This is a genomic window from Vibrio natriegens NBRC 15636 = ATCC 14048 = DSM 759 (assembly GCF_035621455.1).
Taxonomy (GTDB): Bacteria; Pseudomonadota; Gammaproteobacteria; order Enterobacterales; family Vibrionaceae; genus Vibrio; species Vibrio natriegens.
Genome location: NZ_CP141822.1, coordinates 626,529 through 642,461 on the forward strand (window position 1 = coordinate 626,529; position 15,933 = coordinate 642,461).

Sequence of the window (15,933 nt, forward strand, 5' to 3'; positions counted from 1 at the left end):
TATTGTGGCAAAAACAATTCAAGCAATTCGAGGCATGAACGATTGCCTCCCAACTCAATCACCGCTGTGGCAAAAGCTAGAAAACACAGTGAAAAATGTAATTAGCGCGTACGGTTACAACGAAATGCGCATGCCAATCGTTGAGATGACCCATCTATTCAGCCGCGCTGTTGGCGAAGAGACAGACGTGGTTTCGAAAGAGATGTACACGTTCGAAGATCGCAATGGCGATAGCCTGACGCTTCGTCCGGAAGGTACTGCAGGTTGTGTACGTGCTGGGATCGAAAACGGTCTACTGTACAACCAAGAACAACGCGTTTGGTACATGGGCCCGATGTTCCGTCACGAGCGTCCTCAGAAAGGCCGTTACCGTCAGTTCCACCAGTGTGGCGTGGAAGTATTTGGCCTGAATGGACCTGATGTAGATGCTGAACTTATTATGATGACCGCTCGTCTGTGGCGTGAACTTAGCATCGACAAGCACGTTCGTCTTGAGCTGAACTCTATTGGTTCGCCTGAAGCTCGTGCAAACTACAATGAAGCTTTAGTGTCGTTTCTGGAACAACATATCGATGTACTGGATGACGATTGCAAACGTCGTATGCACACTAACCCTCTTCGTGTTCTTGATTCTAAAAACCCTGATGTTCAGGCTATTTTAGGTGACGCTCCTCGTCTTTCTGAGCACTTAGACGAAGAATCTAAGCAACATTTTGCAGGTCTGTGTGAACTTCTTGATGCTGCAGGCATCGAATACACTGTTAACGAACGTCTTGTTCGTGGTCTGGACTACTACAACCGTACTGTTTTCGAGTGGATCACTGAAAGCTTAGGTGCACAAGGTACAGTATGTGGTGGTGGTCGTTATGACGGTCTGGTTGAACAGCTAGGTGGTAAAGCAACGCCAGCAGTTGGTTTTGCTATGGGCCTTGAGCGCCTAGTGCTTATGCTGGAAACACTAGAGTTAACGGAAGTACGTCGTAGCGTTGACGTATACGTTGTGACCGCGGGCGAAGGTACCATGATGGCAGGGATGAAACTTGCCGAGCAGCTTCGTGAAGAAGTACCTGGCGTACGTGTGATGAATCACTTTGGTGGCGGTAACTTCAAGAAACAGTTTAAACGCGCAGATAAAGTTGGTGCTGTAGTAGCATTGGTTCTGGGTGAGAATGAAGTTGCGGATAACACCGTAGTATTGAAAGACTTGGCTGGTGGTGAGCAACACACTTACAACCAAGCAGAAGTTGCTGAAAAGATCGCAGCACTGATTTAAGTCTTTTAGTAAGCTAGTAATTTTATCCTGGTTCGTTATTTGAGGCTCCCACATGTGGAGCCTTTAAACGAGATGGGAACAATGGCAGCTTTGCTGCCATTTACATGTTTTAAGAGGACAGGAAGTGGAACTTTACGATACTGAAGAACAACAAGTTGAAGCCATTAAAGACTGGTGGAAAGAGAACGGTAAAGCCGTCATCATCGGTGCTGTTGTTGGTTTAGGTGGTCTATTTGGTTGGCGTTACTACCAGGATTCAGTGATTCAGGCGAGTGAAGCAGCTTCACAGAGCTACACAACAGCGATTAGTGCATTGCAAGAAAAAGGTGTTGATGCACAGGCTGAAGTTCAGGCATTCATCGATTCAAGCGAAGTAAAAGAATATTCAGTATTGGCCGCTCTGCAACTCGCGAAATCACAAGTTGAAGCACAGGAGCTTTCTGCTGCGCTTGAGCAACTAAAGTGGGCACAAAGCAGCACTAAAGATGCCGCATTGTCACCACTTATCAGTTACCGCATTGCTCGTATTGAAGCGGAACTGGGTAACTTTGATGCAGCAACGTCTGAACTAAGCAAAGTAACCGATGCCGCATGGAATGGTCGTATTGCGGAGCTTCGAGGTGATATCGCGCTTCGTCAAGGTGACGAAGATGCCGCTTATGCCGCTTATACTGAAGCGCAGCAAGCGACAGATGCAAGCCCGACACTGCAAATGAAATTGGACGATCTGGCGAAATAAGGACCGCATTGGATGAAAAGAGTCTTTAAAAAAGCCTTGTTAGGGGCGTTAACGATGGGCATCCTCGCAGGTTGTGCGAGTGAAGAAGATACCATTGTTATGGCGCCGCTACCTCAAGTCGATAGTGAGTTTACGACTCATACCGAATGGAGCACGTCGGTGGGTGATGGCGTTGGTCATTACTTCTCTAAACTGTCTCCAGTTTATGCCAACGGTACTTTATTTGTTGCAAGTCGTGACGGTGTTGTCAAAGCGCTGGATCCAGAAAACGGCAAGCCGCTTTGGGAAGTTGATCTAGAAGAGAGCGTTGTTGCTCGTCTATCTGGAGGTATCACAGCCGCTTACGGAAGCCTATACATAGGTTCTGACAACGGTGATGTTATTGCACTTTCCCAAGAGACTGGTGAAGTGAACTGGCGTGTTAAGGTCGGCGGAGAAGTACTCGCAAAACCGGTTGCTGACTCTGGTTTGATCATCATTAATACCAGCCGAGGCACGCTTGTTGCTCTTAACGAAAGCACTGGTGAACAACGCTGGGCATTGAGCACTGAAGTTCCTAACCTGACTCTACGTGGTGACAGTACACCTGTGGCGATTGGTGGTGGTGTTTTCTGGGGCACGGCAAATGGCCGATTGGCAGCAGCGATTGTGGAACGTGGTCAGCTTATTTGGCAACAACCAATCGGTACGCCAAAAGGTGCAACGGAAATCGACCGTCTGGTTGACGTTGACGCTTCACCAATCGTACTTGGCGGCACTCTTTTCACCATCGGTTTTAATGGTCAGCTAGTTGCGGTTGACTTGCGCTCTGCAAACCCGATTTGGAAGCGTAATTACTCATCGGCGAATGACATGGCAACGGATGGTAGCCGTCTGTTTGTCATTACTGAAAAAGATCATGTTGTCGCCGTTGATGCGCGAAGTGGCACTGAGTTGTGGGAAAACAGCTTGCTAGAGCACCGTCAACTGACGGCGCCTGTTGTGATAGGTAACTATCTGGTTGTTGGTGACACATTGGGTTACCTGCACTGGATGGATCGCTCAACTGGTGAATTCGTAGCACAGCAATATATTGATGACAGTGGTTTTGCTGTTGGTCCAACGTTGCTGTCTGATGGTTATGTCCTTACTACTCGCAACGGCGATGTAAAGAAACTAACCATTAACGAATAATATCGTGATATAATTCACATTCGGCTCCTGGCTGGTGACAGTTAGGAGCCGTTTTGTTGTTTGAAATTATTGTTTATTTATTAAAAGTTATTCCTGACGTGGTTATAGGTAAAACCTGGTTTGATTTGGCATTGGGCAAGTCGTTACCTATAACTACAGAAGAAAGATTATTGTAGAGGTTGTTATGGTACCTGTTGTGGCCCTAGTCGGGCGTCCGAATGTAGGTAAATCTACACTATTTAACCGATTGACACGCACTCGTGACGCTTTGGTTGCGGACTTTCCTGGCCTGACGCGAGACCGTAAATATGGCCAAGCTAAACTTGGTGAAGAGCACGAATTCATCGTCATCGATACCGGTGGTATTGACGGTACGGAAGAAGGCGTTGAAACAAAGATGGCGGAGCAGTCTTTAGCGGCCATTGATGAAGCTGACGTTGTGCTATTCCTAGTTGACGGTCGTGCTGGTCTTACGCCTTCTGATGAAGCGATTGCGGCGCACCTGCGTAAAATTGAAAAGCCAGCCATGCTGGTAGTAAACAAAATTGACGGTATTGATGCCGATGCTGCTTGTGCCGATTTCTGGCAGTTGGGTGTCGACGACATGTACCAGATCGCTGCCGCTCATGGCCGTGGTGTGACTGCTCTTCTTGAGCGTGCTCTTGCGCCGTTCTTTGATGACTTGCTGGGCAGCGAGTCAGAAGAAGGTGAGATTGAAGATCTGACTGAATTTGAAGATGCGGAAATCCTAGAAGAAGAGTACAGCGAAGAAGAAGCGGAACAAGAGTTTCAACGTTTGCAAGATCAGCCAATCAAGCTTGCAATCATTGGCCGTCCAAACGTTGGTAAATCAACGTTGACCAACCGTATTTTGGGTGAAGAGCGTGTTGTTGTTTACGATATGCCAGGCACCACACGTGACTCTATCTACATTCCAATGGAACGTGATGGGCGTGAATACGTACTTATTGATACAGCGGGCGTACGTCGTCGTGGTCGTATCAATGAAACGGTTGAGAAATTCTCAGTAGTTAAAACGTTGAAAGCTGTAGAAGATGCCAACGTGGTTCTGCTGGTTATCGACGCGCGTGAGAACATTTCGGATCAAGACTTGAGCCTGCTTGGTTTTGCTCTGAACGCTGGTCGTTCTATCGTACTTGCTGTAAACAAGTGGGATGGTCTAGATAACGATGTGAAAGAGAACGTGAAGAAAGAGCTAGACCGTCGTCTGGGCTTTGTAGACTTCGCTCGCATTCACTTCATCTCAGCGTTGCACGGTACTGGTGTTGGTCACTTGTTTGAGTCAATTCAGGAAGCCTATAAATCGGCAACGACACGTGTCGGTACTTCAGTGCTGACTCGTATCATGAAAATGGCCGTTGATGATCACCAACCACCTATGATTCGCGGTCGCCGTATTAAATTGAAATACGCGCACGCTGGTGGTTATAACCCACCAATCGTGGTCATTCACGGTAATATGGTTCGTGAGCTACCAGATTCGTACAAGCGCTATCTGATGAACTATTTCCGCAAGTCTCTGGAAATCATGGGTACACCAATCCGTATTAACTTCCAGAACAGTGAGAACCCATTTGAGAACCGTACCAACAAACTTACGCTTTCTCAGGAACGTAAGCGCAAGCGTATGATGTCTGCGGTTAAAAACCGTAATAAATAATCGAGTTCAAAAATACCCAAGTTTTGCTTGGGTATTTTTTTATCTTCAAAACACAGAACAACAACTATGACGATTACTGCGACTAAAATTCGCTTCTGTCATCAGACATGGCAGCTAGAATCTCCTGTTCAACTCATCGAGCATAACGATGAAGTAAGCTATCTGGTGACTGAAACCACGCCTTTTCATCCCGTAAGCCACATTTGGCCCGATCACCCTGCTGATAAAGGCTCGATTGAGATAGACGGAACGTTATTCACGGTTCTCGACTGTCAGGTTGGTGCGGTAGAGCAAGCCACAAACACACTGTATGTTGGAACTGCAATTCCTGTAAAACGAGATACAGCAGGCTGGACGTTTGTTGTCGTGCATGTGCTACCGAGAGTCGAGTCACTTGAGCCAGATATGATGATTGCTTTGCAAGTGGATAAACCCTATCAGCTTTCTCTGAGTCGTGGTCACAGTGCCGGACATCTTGCTTACTTAGCATTAAATAAAGTACTGGCCGATGGTTATTGGCGTAAAGACGCCGACCGTAAAGACCCTCATGGTTATTATGATTTTAACAGCTATGCTCAGGAGACAAGCTTCGTTACGCCGGACAAGTGCGTGGATACGTATCGTTTAGGTAAAACACTCCGAAAAAGAGGGCTAAACAGCGCAGATATGCTGTCGGACCTTAGTGACATAGAACATAAGGTCAATGCTCAGTTGTCAGAATGGCTTCAGCGCAAAGAGACGATCATTATAGAGTGTCATGGTGATAATCTTACCGATTCTCGCTATTGGAAGTGCGATCTGGGAGAAGGGGAAATCGCTGTGATCCCTTGTGGCGGAACGCATGCCAGTCATTTAAATGAGTTTGCCTCAATACAAGTAACCTTAATAGAATGTGACCCACAAACCATTGAAATGCACACCGAAGTAAAAGCGTTTTCAGACAATTAGATCTTTTTATTAAATTCTTTTTATCTGGTTTTTTTACTTTCCATTTGGGTTTTTTATCTAATTTAAATTGAAATGCAGAATATGTAACTTATGCTTTCGGTGTGTGGTTATATAAATATTCTTTTAGGGGGTGATCGCTGATCAAGTGGGTAATATCCGACGATCAGAATAAGATCTTTATATGCCTGAACGAATGACGCATCAATCCGAGATCTCAAAAGCAGTGACGGCGATCATTGTTTAGTGTGGCAAATTTTGAATAATGAGATTAAGAAATGAGTAAGGTAAAGGCGTATGCAGCAGAATATTTGTCCGACTTGTGACGTTGAATTAGAGTGGACGGGTCAGTATCACTGTAACCAGTGTGAGTCCGATTTCAAAAAGGTAGGGTTTTGTCCCGATTGTGACGCTGAACTGGAAAAGCTTCAGGCTTGTGGGGCGGCGAATTACTTCTGTAATACTTGTAATGAACTCAAATCAAAATCTCGAGTTCGATTTGAGTTTCAAAAGATAGACTAACGTTAAACTGGGTTAGTTCACGGTCGAGCGAATCTCGCCATTTGCTAAACGGGTGACCAGACGGTCGCCCGTTTTCACATCTTCAGCTTGTGTAATCACCTTGCCTTGCTCTGTTTGCGTGATGGAATAGCCACGTTTGAGGGTTGCAAGAGGGCTCACTGCCTCCAGCTTTTCTGCAGCCATTGCCAATTGATGACGCACAGTCAGTAATTTGCGATCCATGGCGTCCAACAGCTTTTGCTCGACACGGTCTAGTCTCGATTTTTGTTGAGCTAAGTGCCTGACAGGAGAATTCAATTGCAGACGATGGTGTTTACGCTCAATCGCTTGCTGACGAGTATCGATGAAGCGTTGCATTGCTCTGCGCAGTCGTACATCTAGTTCATCTAATTGCTGCGATTGACGCTGCAACTGATAGCTAGGATGTTGACGCTCTAAACGGTGGAGAAGTTGCGCTGCTTGCTGTTTTTGTTCCGCCAAATAGTAACGCATTGCGCTCGCCAATTTATGTTGACGAGTAACGAGGGCTTGATCTTTATGACTATTATCGCGGCTCACCAGCTCCGCAGCTGCCGAAGGCGTTGGTGCTCGAACGTCGGCAACAAAGTCAGCAATCGTTACATCGACTTCGTGGCCTACGGCACTAATGATTGGGATTTGGCTGGCCGAGATCGTACGTGCAAGGATCTCGTTGTTAAAGCACCATAAATCTTCTAATGAACCACCACCACGGCCAACAATAAGCACGTCACATTCATTACGGCTGTTTGCACGACCAATTGCTTGTGCGATTTGAATAGCGGCATCTTCTCCCTGAACCATAGTCGGATAAATTACAACGGGAAGAGAAGGGTCACGGCGTTTTAATACATCGAGGATATCGTAAAGTGCCGCACCGGTTTTAGAGGTGATTACGCCCACGCGTTTTGGGTGCTCTGGCAAAATCTGTTTGTTCGTTTGGGCAAACAAACCTTCTGCTGCCAGTTTCATCTTGAGTTCTTCAAACTCTTGCTGCAGACGACCATCGCCTTCTGGCTGCATACTTTCGATGATAAGTTGGTAGTCGCCACGAGGCTCATACAGAGACAGGCGTGCTTTTACTAATACTTGGTTACCGTTTGCTGGCTTGAAAGTCACACGACGATTGTTGCCACGAAACATGGCACATTTAACTTGCGCGCGAGAGTCTTTTAGCGTGAGGTACCAATGACCAGAGACAGGGGCTGAGAAGTTTGAAATCTCTCCGACAAGCCAGACGATCCCCATTTCATTTTCCAACAGGAGGCGGACTTCTGCATTAAGACGAGAAACGGTGAAAATGTTTTGATTGGTCTGGGAGAGCACAGCTAATCTCGTAGACGTGAGTATGGAAATTAGCGGCAATATAATACATAGCAAGGGGGTAATTGCAAGAAAAAAATTAAAAAACTTGTAGTCAATCGATTGTCTTGAACGTATAATCCCTCCGCAATATCTAATCCAAATGTAACTCGTTGACCAAAACGGTTACCCTCATTATGCGAAACGATGAGACTTTGGATTGTTTTTTTTTACTCCTCTAATTGTGAGATATTGCAAATGCTAAGAATTGCCAAAGAAGCGCTGACATTCGACGACGTACTGCTAGTGCCAGCACACTCCACCGTTCTCCCAAACACAGCTGATCTTCGCACTCAGCTAACGAAAAATATTGCTCTGAATATTCCAATGATTTCTGCGTCTATGGATACCGTGACGGAAGCTCGTCTCGCTATTGCGCTTGCGCAGGAAGGTGGCATTGGCTTTATCCACAAAAACATGTCTATTGAGCAGCAGGCAGCTGAAGTTCGTAAAGTTAAAAAATTCGAATCAGGTGTTGTTACAGACCCTGTGACAGTAAACCCTGATGCAACCATCGCTGACGTAGTCGCACTGACTGAAAAACACGGTTTTGCTGGCTTCCCTGTTGTCACTGAGCACAATGAACTTGTTGGTATCATCACTGGCCGTGACGTTCGCTTTGTTACTGACCTTTCTAAGAAAGTATCTTCTGTTATGACGCCAAAAGAAAAATTGGCGGCTGTAGAAGAAGGTGCGACTCGTGAAGAAGTGCAGGAAAAAATGCACGAAGCACGTGTAGAGAAAGTACTGGTTGTAAATGATGATTTCAAACTGACTGGTATGATCACAGCGAAAGACTTCCACAAAGCAGAGCGTAAACCAAACGCATGTAAAGATGGACGTGGTCGTCTACGCGTTGGTGCAGCAGTTGGTGCTGGTGCAGGTAACGAAGAACGTGTTGCTGCACTAGTTGAAGCTGGCGTTGACGTACTGCTAATCGACTCTTCTCACGGTCACTCTGAAGGCGTTCTACAACGTATTCGTGATACTCGTGCTGCTTACCCAGATCTAGATATCATCGGCGGTAACGTTGCAACAGGTGCTGGCGCGAAAGCTCTTATCGAAGCTGGCGTAAGCGCAGTAAAAGTTGGTATCGGCCCTGGTTCTATCTGTACGACTCGTATCGTAACTGGTGTTGGTGTTCCTCAAATTACAGCAATCGCAGATGCGGCTGAAGTAGCGAATGAATACGGTGTTCCTGTTATCGCAGATGGCGGTATCCGTTTCTCAGGCGACATCTGTAAAGCAATCGTAGCTGGCGCATCATGTGTGATGGTTGGTTCTATGTTTGCAGGTACAGAAGAAGCACCGGGCGAAGTGATTCTTTACAACGGCCGTTCTTACAAAGCTTACCGCGGCATGGGTTCTTTGGGCGCAATGTCTCAAGGTTCTTCTGACCGTTACTTCCAGTCTGACAACGCTGCAGACAAGCTTGTACCTGAAGGTATCGAAGGTCGTATCGCATACAAAGGTCGTCTGAAAGAGATCGTACACCAGCAAATGGGTGGTCTACGTTCAAGCATGGGTCTAACGGGTTCTGCAACTATCGAAGATATGCGTACTAAAGCTGAATTTGTACGTATCTCTGGTGCAGGTATGCAAGAGTCTCATGTACATGACGTTCAGATTACTAAGGAAGCGCCAAACTACCGCCTAGGTAACTAATTGCCTAGAGTAAACGTTTGCTTTTTCCTTGAAGCATTAAGAAGAGGCGAGTACACTCGCCTCGGTTTTAATCACTTAGCCTAAAAAGACTGCTCAAAATGACTAAAAATATCCATGACCAACGTATTCTGATCTTGGACTTCGGTTCTCAGTACACTCAATTAGTTGCTCGTCGCGTACGTGAAATCGGCGTTTACTGTGAACTATGGAGCTGGGACGTAGAAGAAGCGGATATTCGCGAATTCAACCCAGATGGCATCATCCTATCTGGCGGTCCTGAAAGCGTAACGGAAGAAAACTCTCCACGCGCTCCTCAATATGTATTTGACTCAGGTGTTCCTGTTCTTGGTGTATGTTACGGCATGCAGACCATGGCAGAGCAGCTAGGTGGTAAAGTTGCAGGCTCAAACGAGCGTGAGTTTGGCTACGCACAAGTTAAAGTTTCTGGCGAATCTGCACTATTCAAAGATCTTGAAGCAACTCAAGACGTATGGATGAGCCACGGTGACAAAGTAGTAGAAATCCCAGCAGACTTCGTAAAAGTAGGTGAGACAGATACATGTCCTTACGCTGCGATGGCGAATGAAGAGAAGAAATACTACGGCGTTCAGTTCCACCCAGAAGTAACGCACACAAAACAAGGCCTACAAATTCTAGAGAACTTTGTTCTTGGTGTATGTGGTTGTGAGCGTCTTTGGACTTCTGAATCTATCATCGAAGACGCAGTCGCTCGCATTAAAGAGCAAGTAGGTGACGACGAAGTTATCCTTGGTCTGTCTGGTGGTGTGGATTCATCGGTTGTTGCTATGTTGGTTCACCGCGCTATTGGCGACAAGCTAACGTGTGTATTCGTTGACAACGGTCTGCTTCGTCTAAACGAAGGTCAGCAAGTAATGGATATGTTTGGCGACAAGTTCGGTCTAAACATCATCAAAGTTGACGCAGAAGATCGTTTCCTTGACGCGCTAAAAGGCAAGTCTGACCCAGAAGATAAGCGTAAGACAATCGGTCACGTATTCGTAGACGTATTCGATGAAGAGTCTAAGAAACTGGCTAACGCAAAATGGCTAGCGCAGGGTACTATCTACCCAGACGTAATCGAATCAGCAGCTTCTAAAACTGGTAAAGCGCACGTGATTAAATCACACCACAACGTGGGCGGCCTACCTGAAGATATGGAAATGGGTCTGGTTGAGCCTCTACGTGAGCTATTTAAAGATGAAGTTCGTAAGATTGGCCTTGAGTTAGGTCTTCCTTACAACATGCTTTACCGCCACCCATTCCCGGGTCCTGGTCTAGGTGTTCGTGTTCTTGGCGAAATCAAGAAAGAGTACTGTGACTTGCTACGTCGCGCTGACGCTATCTTTATTGAAGAGCTTCACGCAGCAGACCTATACAACAAAGTATCTCAAGCGTTCACGGTATTCCTACCTGTACGTTCAGTTGGCGTAATGGGCGATGGCCGTAAGTACGATTGGGTTGTATCTCTACGTGCAGTAGAAACCATCGACTTCATGACAGCACATTGGGCACATTTACCATACGACTTCCTAGGTAAAGTTTCTAACCGCATTATCAACGAAGTTGATGGCATTTCACGTGTTGTTTACGACATTTCTGGTAAGCCACCAGCGACAATTGAGTGGGAATAAGTAAGAACACAGTTCTTAATCTCTAACGCTTAGTTAAAACCCTCTGCTAGTCAGAGGGTTTTTTATTCTTTCAAGAGATGTTCACCACCAGTGTGTTTATCATCGCTCTGCTCTAGTCGATTAAATGGGCAAATTGAAGGATCTCTACCGACGGATAGATACTCAGCCTTCGAGCTACCTTCATATTGATCAGATAGCTATAATGGCTAACAGAGCGTACTGGAATATCCCCAGGTTTCTTGCCTTCTTTCAGAATGAGTAGTGCCTGATTGGCTGCTAGCTGGCCAATATCTTTATATCTGGCGGCGACAGAAAGTAATGCATGAGAATCGGTGACTGTATTGTGATAGGGGCTTAGAACAGGTATCCCCCGGTTCATAGCTGATTGAGTAAATAAATCCTGGTGACTTCGTAAGAATGAACTAGATCCCATATAAATAAAATCGACCTCTTGAGACTTAAGCTTTTCCATTTTGACAGCAATGTCATTTTTGCGGGGATTACCATCCATATCGAGAGCGAGAGGAAGTGCTATCACTACAAAATTCATGCTCTTTGCGAGATCTTTAATTTGTTTTACTTTTAGCTCTGAATTTGGCTCATTACTATTGTAAAGCATGCCAAGCTTATTAAACCTCGGAAGATAGGAGCGAATCGCGTTTATATAAACGATGTCATCAGGTCTGTTTCGAGTTCCAGTGATATTATCTCGACCAGTCTGTGCAAAACTTTTAATAATACCCGAACCAATAGGGTCTGAAACGATCATAAATACCAGCGGAATTTTAGTTATGAAGTCTTGTTTTTTTTCCTTATTGATTCTACCAGCCATACCCAGTGTCGCGCTCGTTCCCCAAGTGACAATAAGGTCGGCATTGAGTTCTCTTGCTTCTTTGACCCACTTTGGGAATTGAGACTTATCGCCTTTCGCGTCTCTCTGAATGATCTTGGTTTTTAAGTCATTGCTTTTTAGGGACGCAATGAACGAGGTACATGCTTCTTCACAGCCTCTCCAAAGCACCATATAAATCAGTTTGTTATCTTCATCATTAGCCGTCTTTTCTTGCGCAGATAAAGGAAAGTATGCACTGATAATAACTAGTATCAAAAGATGCAGATGATAACGAGCCATCTAATCACCATTGTGTATTGGTTTTTCAATAAGATGTGTCAATGAGAACAGTAAGACACCGCAAAGTGACAAAGTGCCTAACAGGATTATAGTACTTCGGTAACCAATTACACCGGAAAGCCATGCTGCAATCAGTAAACCAATGATGCTTCCACCGCGCTCAATGGTTCGTGTCGCGCCTAGTACTACATATTGGCTGATCTGAGCCAATGAGGATTCGGTAAGTTGAATTAACACCGGGAGCTGATGACTACGAACTAAACCGTGACCTAAGCCTACTCCCAATACTGCAAGGAGGAACTCCTGCTGAGTATTTGCGATGCCTGCAAACAATAGTGCAATACCTGTAATTAGTGCTCCGATAATAGTGATATTAGAGGGTGATACTTTATGTTCAGAGTACTTTGTCGAAGCAGGGGCGATAAAGTATGTCATAAGAAAGTAGCCCATTAGTGTGCGACCTGTCTCCGCTGTGGTAGCTCCCAGTTGATTCATATATAAAGCAACAATAAAGGCGATGAAAGCTTGCATGATAACGTTACATGGCATCGCAATTCCTACTGCGAATGAGAAGAACCTTTTGTTCGTTACGAGATGAATAATTGAAGAAAGTTTGAACTCGTGATGCTGTCTGTTCACTGTGGATAGCGTATTTGCAGGGAGTAGAAATATAATTAATAGGCATGCGAGAGCCACAAGTGCAGAACTGATTAGAAATACCGAATGTTGCCCCAGTCTGTCAGCTAAGATTGCGCCAGTCGCCGTACCGCAAAAAATGCCACCAACTAACACCGCGGTAAAGCTACCCAGTGACCGAGTTCTGCGTTGTGGGGAGATCATATCGATCACGTAATCTTGATAAGTTAAGGTGGCGATGGCATAGCCTAACCCAGACAGTGTTCTAAGGAAAATTATCTCTGTAACGCTGGTAGAAAAATATAAACCGATTTGGATAAATATCGCTGGTACCATGGCCCATAATAAGAGTTTTTTATAGCCGAATAGTAACGTTAGGCGTTTGGCAAATGGGGAACAGATGAATATGGCGATCAAGTAACCGACTAACGGAAGACTGATAATGATACTTTGATCTACCCAGTCCCAAGGGTTTTCTGCCGCTCTGGTAAACAACGGAAAAAAAGAAAGTGGCAATTCATCGGCTACAATAAACAGAAACAGAGGCCAGCGGATATCATTAAGGTGCGAGAACGTGAGCAATTGTGGTTTAGTCAGTACTGTGTAATGCTGGTTTTGGCCGTCATGTCTCGCTGATAGATGGTATTGATATTCTGGCTGGGAGGAAAGTGTTCGCCGTTGTGACAGGTGATATAACTCAAATGAGCGTTGAGATAGCACATCCATAATGTGTTCAAAGCTGTTGTTACTTTTGCTTATCACAAATTTGGAAAAGTCGCCCAAAGCTTGCTGAGAGGCCAAAGTATGCAACTTCATAATAGGAGAAGTAACGGTTCGCCAGATCATGACCACCATCGACTCAAACGTTATCATTATCGTCACGATGATAATGACGAAGATATCGAGGTAAACTTCGTTGAATTGCTTGCGAATAAAATGAGAATCGATATCGATGATGATCCTTCCCACACTTCTTTCAGCATAATTGATAATGTATTGAAGGTCAGTTTGTTCAATGTTCGTCGCGGAGAAAGAAGAACTTTCTTTGTTACCTGATTCGATAACATTCCCATCACTAAAAATACCAATATAAGACACTTCCTTGAAGTCCTGAATCAGTGCTGACAGGTACTCTTCGGCCCCGGCTATTTTGCTGATGGGGATACCCGCGTTGACGGCCCGCTGTATGTCACTGTTGATGGTTTTTCCAATTAACTGGGTTCGATTGATAATTTCTGGTTCGATGAATTGACTCATATATCGAATAGAAAGCGTCCCTAGTATGGCAACCGCAAGTATCAGTAAAAGTGTTATCAATGGGAGCAGTTTTTTAGCGAATGTCTCACTGAGGTTACTTTCATCAATCGCAGGAGCGTCTTTTTTATGTGGGAGAGCAAGGCTAATACCACTCGGTGGTTGAGCTCTTTTATGTGTTTTTCTATGTGTGGTTAAAGCGATCCTAGTTGAATTAAAGTGTGCATTAGCTTGTTCAATTTGAGCATCCAAACTGGAAATAATGGGAGCCAACAGCCCAAAGTTTTCTTTTTTATGATTTACATATCTGCTGCTGAAAGGGCGGCGGCTTCGGTCTGAATGCAATACTTTAGAAATAGTATCCAGATATCTCATCCCTCTGATAGCTTTGGATAACATTAACTTGAAAATAACGAATGAAACGATTGCAAAGCTACAAAATATCAATATTGAAGTGAATAAAACGAAGATGATTAACTTCTGATTGTTCGAATTAAAGTTGTGTTTGGGGTAGTCAAGGACAATACCTCCAACCAATTGGTAATGGCGATTATAAATTGAAGAACCACTGAATATTGTATCTTGGGTTTCCAGTCTCCATTCTTGATGATCTGCATGGTGTAGTGTCTGTAATACATGCTCGTTAATTACGGTATTAGGCCGTTGAGCGGTCGAGTAAATAATTTTTCCAGTAGGAGTAAAGGTGTGAATGTCTCTGATAGTGTCATCAGTTTCTTGCGCATGGTTTAAGATCGCTTGGGCGTTATTCATCATCTCCAGCGGCAAACCAAGATCTGTCACTGACTTAAACGTGGTTGCTGTAGTATGGGCAATGACTGACAGCCGGTGTGCAATGAGTTCAGATAAAGTCGAGTTAAATTGAAGACAGAAGAGCAGCGAGAAAGTAGACAGAATGACAGCAAGGATAGTTACAAACGCGAACCAGCTTCGCCATAATATAGCCATCTCCACCCTCCGTAATTCAATATAAATGTACGGTATAACCTCCATCTAATGATTAAGTATTGAATCATAAACCTTCAAAATCAATTTACGGCCAACAGTTATGCTTAGTCAGAGTTTTGACTGTATTTGTGAAATCTAAGTTTCCAGTAACGGCTTTTCTCTTTTGTGACTGCCTCCATTAAAATTTGCGCGCATTTTTTATCAACTTTTTTTAAAGGTATTTGTACATGTCGACAAAACTGGCTAACCCAGCACCGCTAGGTCTAATGGGTTTCGGTATGACCACGATTCTGCTAAACATTCATAATGCAGGATTTTTCCCACTGGACTCAATGATTCTAGCGATGGGCATCTTTTATGGTGGCCTTAGTCAAGTTATCGTTGGCATCATGTGCTTTAAGCGCGGTGACACGTTCGGTACAACTGCATTTACATCTTACGGCCTATTCTGGCTGACTCTAGTAGGTCTGATTGTTATGCCTCACATGGGACTACCAGCAAGCCCAGCGAGCTTCATGGGTTGGTACCTAGCGCTATGGGGTATCTTTACTGGCTTTATGTTCATTGGCTCTCTTTGCTACCCAACAGCAAAACAGGTTGTGTTTGGTTCTCTGACTATTCTGTTCTTCTTGCTTGCCGCGCGCGATTTCACTGGTAGCGAGCTGATCGGTACAATTGCTGGCTTTGAAGGTATTTTCTGTGGTGCTAGTGCGGTTTACTTCGCAATGGCTCAAGTACTAAACAATGAGTTTGGTCGTGAAGTTCTACCTGTTGGCAAAGCTAAAATCGCTCGTAAAGTTGAAGCGGTTGCAATGGCTTAAACGCTACATTTTGCAGATTTCAAAAGCGGACCTCAGGTCCGCTTTTTTATTGTCTGAACTTAACTGCACAAAGTGGGAATTATCTGATTTATAT

The 15,933-nt window shown here is 44.8% G+C and carries 12 protein-coding genes; 9 read left to right on the forward strand and 3 right to left on the reverse strand.

Annotated elements, in window-relative coordinates; translation table 11 throughout:
* Nucleotides 1-4: 4 nt before the first annotated feature.
* From hisS to VER99_RS02890, 6 genes are all read left to right on the forward strand, one after another.
* Nucleotides 5-1,273 (forward strand): histidine--tRNA ligase, encoded by a 1,269-nt coding sequence (hisS, locus tag VER99_RS02865; RefSeq protein ID WP_020333646.1) that lies wholly within the window; start codon nt 5-7, stop codon nt 1,271-1,273.
* A gap of 124 nt (nt 1,274-1,397) precedes the next feature.
* Nucleotides 1,398-2,012 carry a YfgM family protein gene (locus VER99_RS02870; protein WP_020333647.1) on the forward strand — a complete coding sequence of 205 codons (615 nt, stop codon included), beginning with the start codon at nt 1,398-1,400 and terminating at the stop codon, nt 2,010-2,012.
* A 12-nt stretch (nt 2,013-2,024) separates the two neighbouring features.
* Entirely contained in the window at nt 2,025-3,185 is a 1,161-nt protein-coding gene (gene bamB / locus VER99_RS02875; RefSeq protein ID WP_014230943.1) for an outer membrane protein assembly factor BamB, read from the forward strand.
* Nucleotides 3,186-3,369: 184 nt separating this feature from the next.
* Entirely contained in the window at nt 3,370-4,866 is a 1,497-nt protein-coding gene (gene der / locus VER99_RS02880; RefSeq protein ID WP_014230944.1) for a ribosome biogenesis GTPase Der, read from the forward strand.
* A gap of 66 nt (nt 4,867-4,932) precedes the next feature.
* A complete protein-coding gene (locus VER99_RS02885; RefSeq protein WP_020333648.1) occupies nt 4,933-5,814 on the forward strand; it encodes a metal-dependent hydrolase in 882 nt (293 codons plus the stop codon).
* 294 nt (nt 5,815-6,108) lie between these two features.
* Entirely contained in the window at nt 6,109-6,333 is a 225-nt protein-coding gene (locus VER99_RS02890; RefSeq protein ID WP_014230946.1) for a zinc ribbon domain-containing protein, read from the forward strand.
* Nucleotides 6,334-6,345: 12 nt separating this feature from the next.
* On the opposite strand, the gene xseA is transcribed toward VER99_RS02890, so the two are convergent.
* Nucleotides 6,346-7,677 (reverse strand): exodeoxyribonuclease VII large subunit, encoded by a 1,332-nt coding sequence (gene xseA / locus VER99_RS02895; protein ID WP_024372697.1) that lies wholly within the window; start codon nt 7,675-7,677, stop codon nt 6,346-6,348.
* A gap of 234 nt (nt 7,678-7,911) precedes the next feature.
* Here xseA and guaB point away from each other — a divergent pair, with 234 nt between their 5' ends.
* Together guaB and guaA are read left to right on the forward strand one after the other, a co-directional pair.
* Nucleotides 7,912-9,378 (forward strand): IMP dehydrogenase, encoded by a 1,467-nt coding sequence (guaB, locus tag VER99_RS02900; protein ID WP_020333650.1) that lies wholly within the window; start codon nt 7,912-7,914, stop codon nt 9,376-9,378.
* Between the two features lie 98 nt (nt 9,379-9,476).
* Entirely contained in the window at nt 9,477-11,030 is a 1,554-nt protein-coding gene (gene guaA, locus VER99_RS02905; RefSeq protein ID WP_014230949.1) for a glutamine-hydrolyzing GMP synthase, read from the forward strand.
* Between the two features lie 112 nt (nt 11,031-11,142).
* Here guaA and VER99_RS02910 read toward each other — a convergent pair whose 3' ends face one another.
* Both VER99_RS02910 and VER99_RS02915 read right to left on the reverse strand, forming a co-directional pair.
* The gene (locus tag VER99_RS02910; protein ID WP_020333652.1) at nt 11,143-12,162 is read right to left on the reverse strand and encodes an ABC transporter substrate-binding protein; all 1,020 of its coding nucleotides are present in this window, start codon (nt 12,160-12,162) and stop codon (nt 11,143-11,145) included.
* On the reverse strand, nt 12,163-15,018 hold the full coding sequence (locus tag VER99_RS02915) for an MFS transporter (protein WP_020333653.1): 2,856 nt from the start codon (nt 15,016-15,018) through the stop codon (nt 12,163-12,165).
* A 227-nt stretch (nt 15,019-15,245) separates the two neighbouring features.
* Between VER99_RS02915 and VER99_RS02920 the strand changes: the two genes are divergently transcribed.
* On the forward strand, nt 15,246-15,839 hold the full coding sequence (locus VER99_RS02920; protein ID WP_014230950.1) for an acetate uptake transporter: 594 nt from the start codon (nt 15,246-15,248) through the stop codon (nt 15,837-15,839).
* The last annotated feature ends 94 nt before the right edge of the window (nt 15,840-15,933 follow it).

Bases quoted from the DNA above. Each gene is read 5' to 3' on its own strand.
- bamB (WP_014230943.1), top strand. From the start codon at position 2,025: ATGAAAAGAGTCTTTAAAAAAGCCTTGTTAGGGGCGTTAACGATGGGC.
- der (WP_014230944.1), top strand. From the start codon at position 3,370: ATGGTACCTGTTGTGGCCCTAGTCGGGCGTCCGAATGTAGGTAAATCT.
- VER99_RS02885 (WP_020333648.1), top strand. From the start codon at position 4,933: ATGACGATTACTGCGACTAAAATTCGCTTCTGTCATCAGACATGGCAG.
- VER99_RS02890 (WP_014230946.1), top strand. From the start codon at position 6,109: ATGCAGCAGAATATTTGTCCGACTTGTGACGTTGAATTAGAGTGGACG.
- guaB (WP_020333650.1), top strand. From the start codon at position 7,912: ATGCTAAGAATTGCCAAAGAAGCGCTGACATTCGACGACGTACTGCTA.
- guaA (WP_014230949.1), top strand. From the start codon at position 9,477: ATGACTAAAAATATCCATGACCAACGTATTCTGATCTTGGACTTCGGT.
- VER99_RS02910 (WP_020333652.1), bottom strand. From the start codon at position 12,162: ATGGCTCGTTATCATCTGCATCTTTTGATACTAGTTATTATCAGTGCA.
- VER99_RS02915 (WP_020333653.1), bottom strand. From the start codon at position 15,018: ATGGCTATATTATGGCGAAGCTGGTTCGCGTTTGTAACTATCCTTGCT.
- VER99_RS02920 (WP_014230950.1), top strand. From the start codon at position 15,246: ATGTCGACAAAACTGGCTAACCCAGCACCGCTAGGTCTAATGGGTTTC.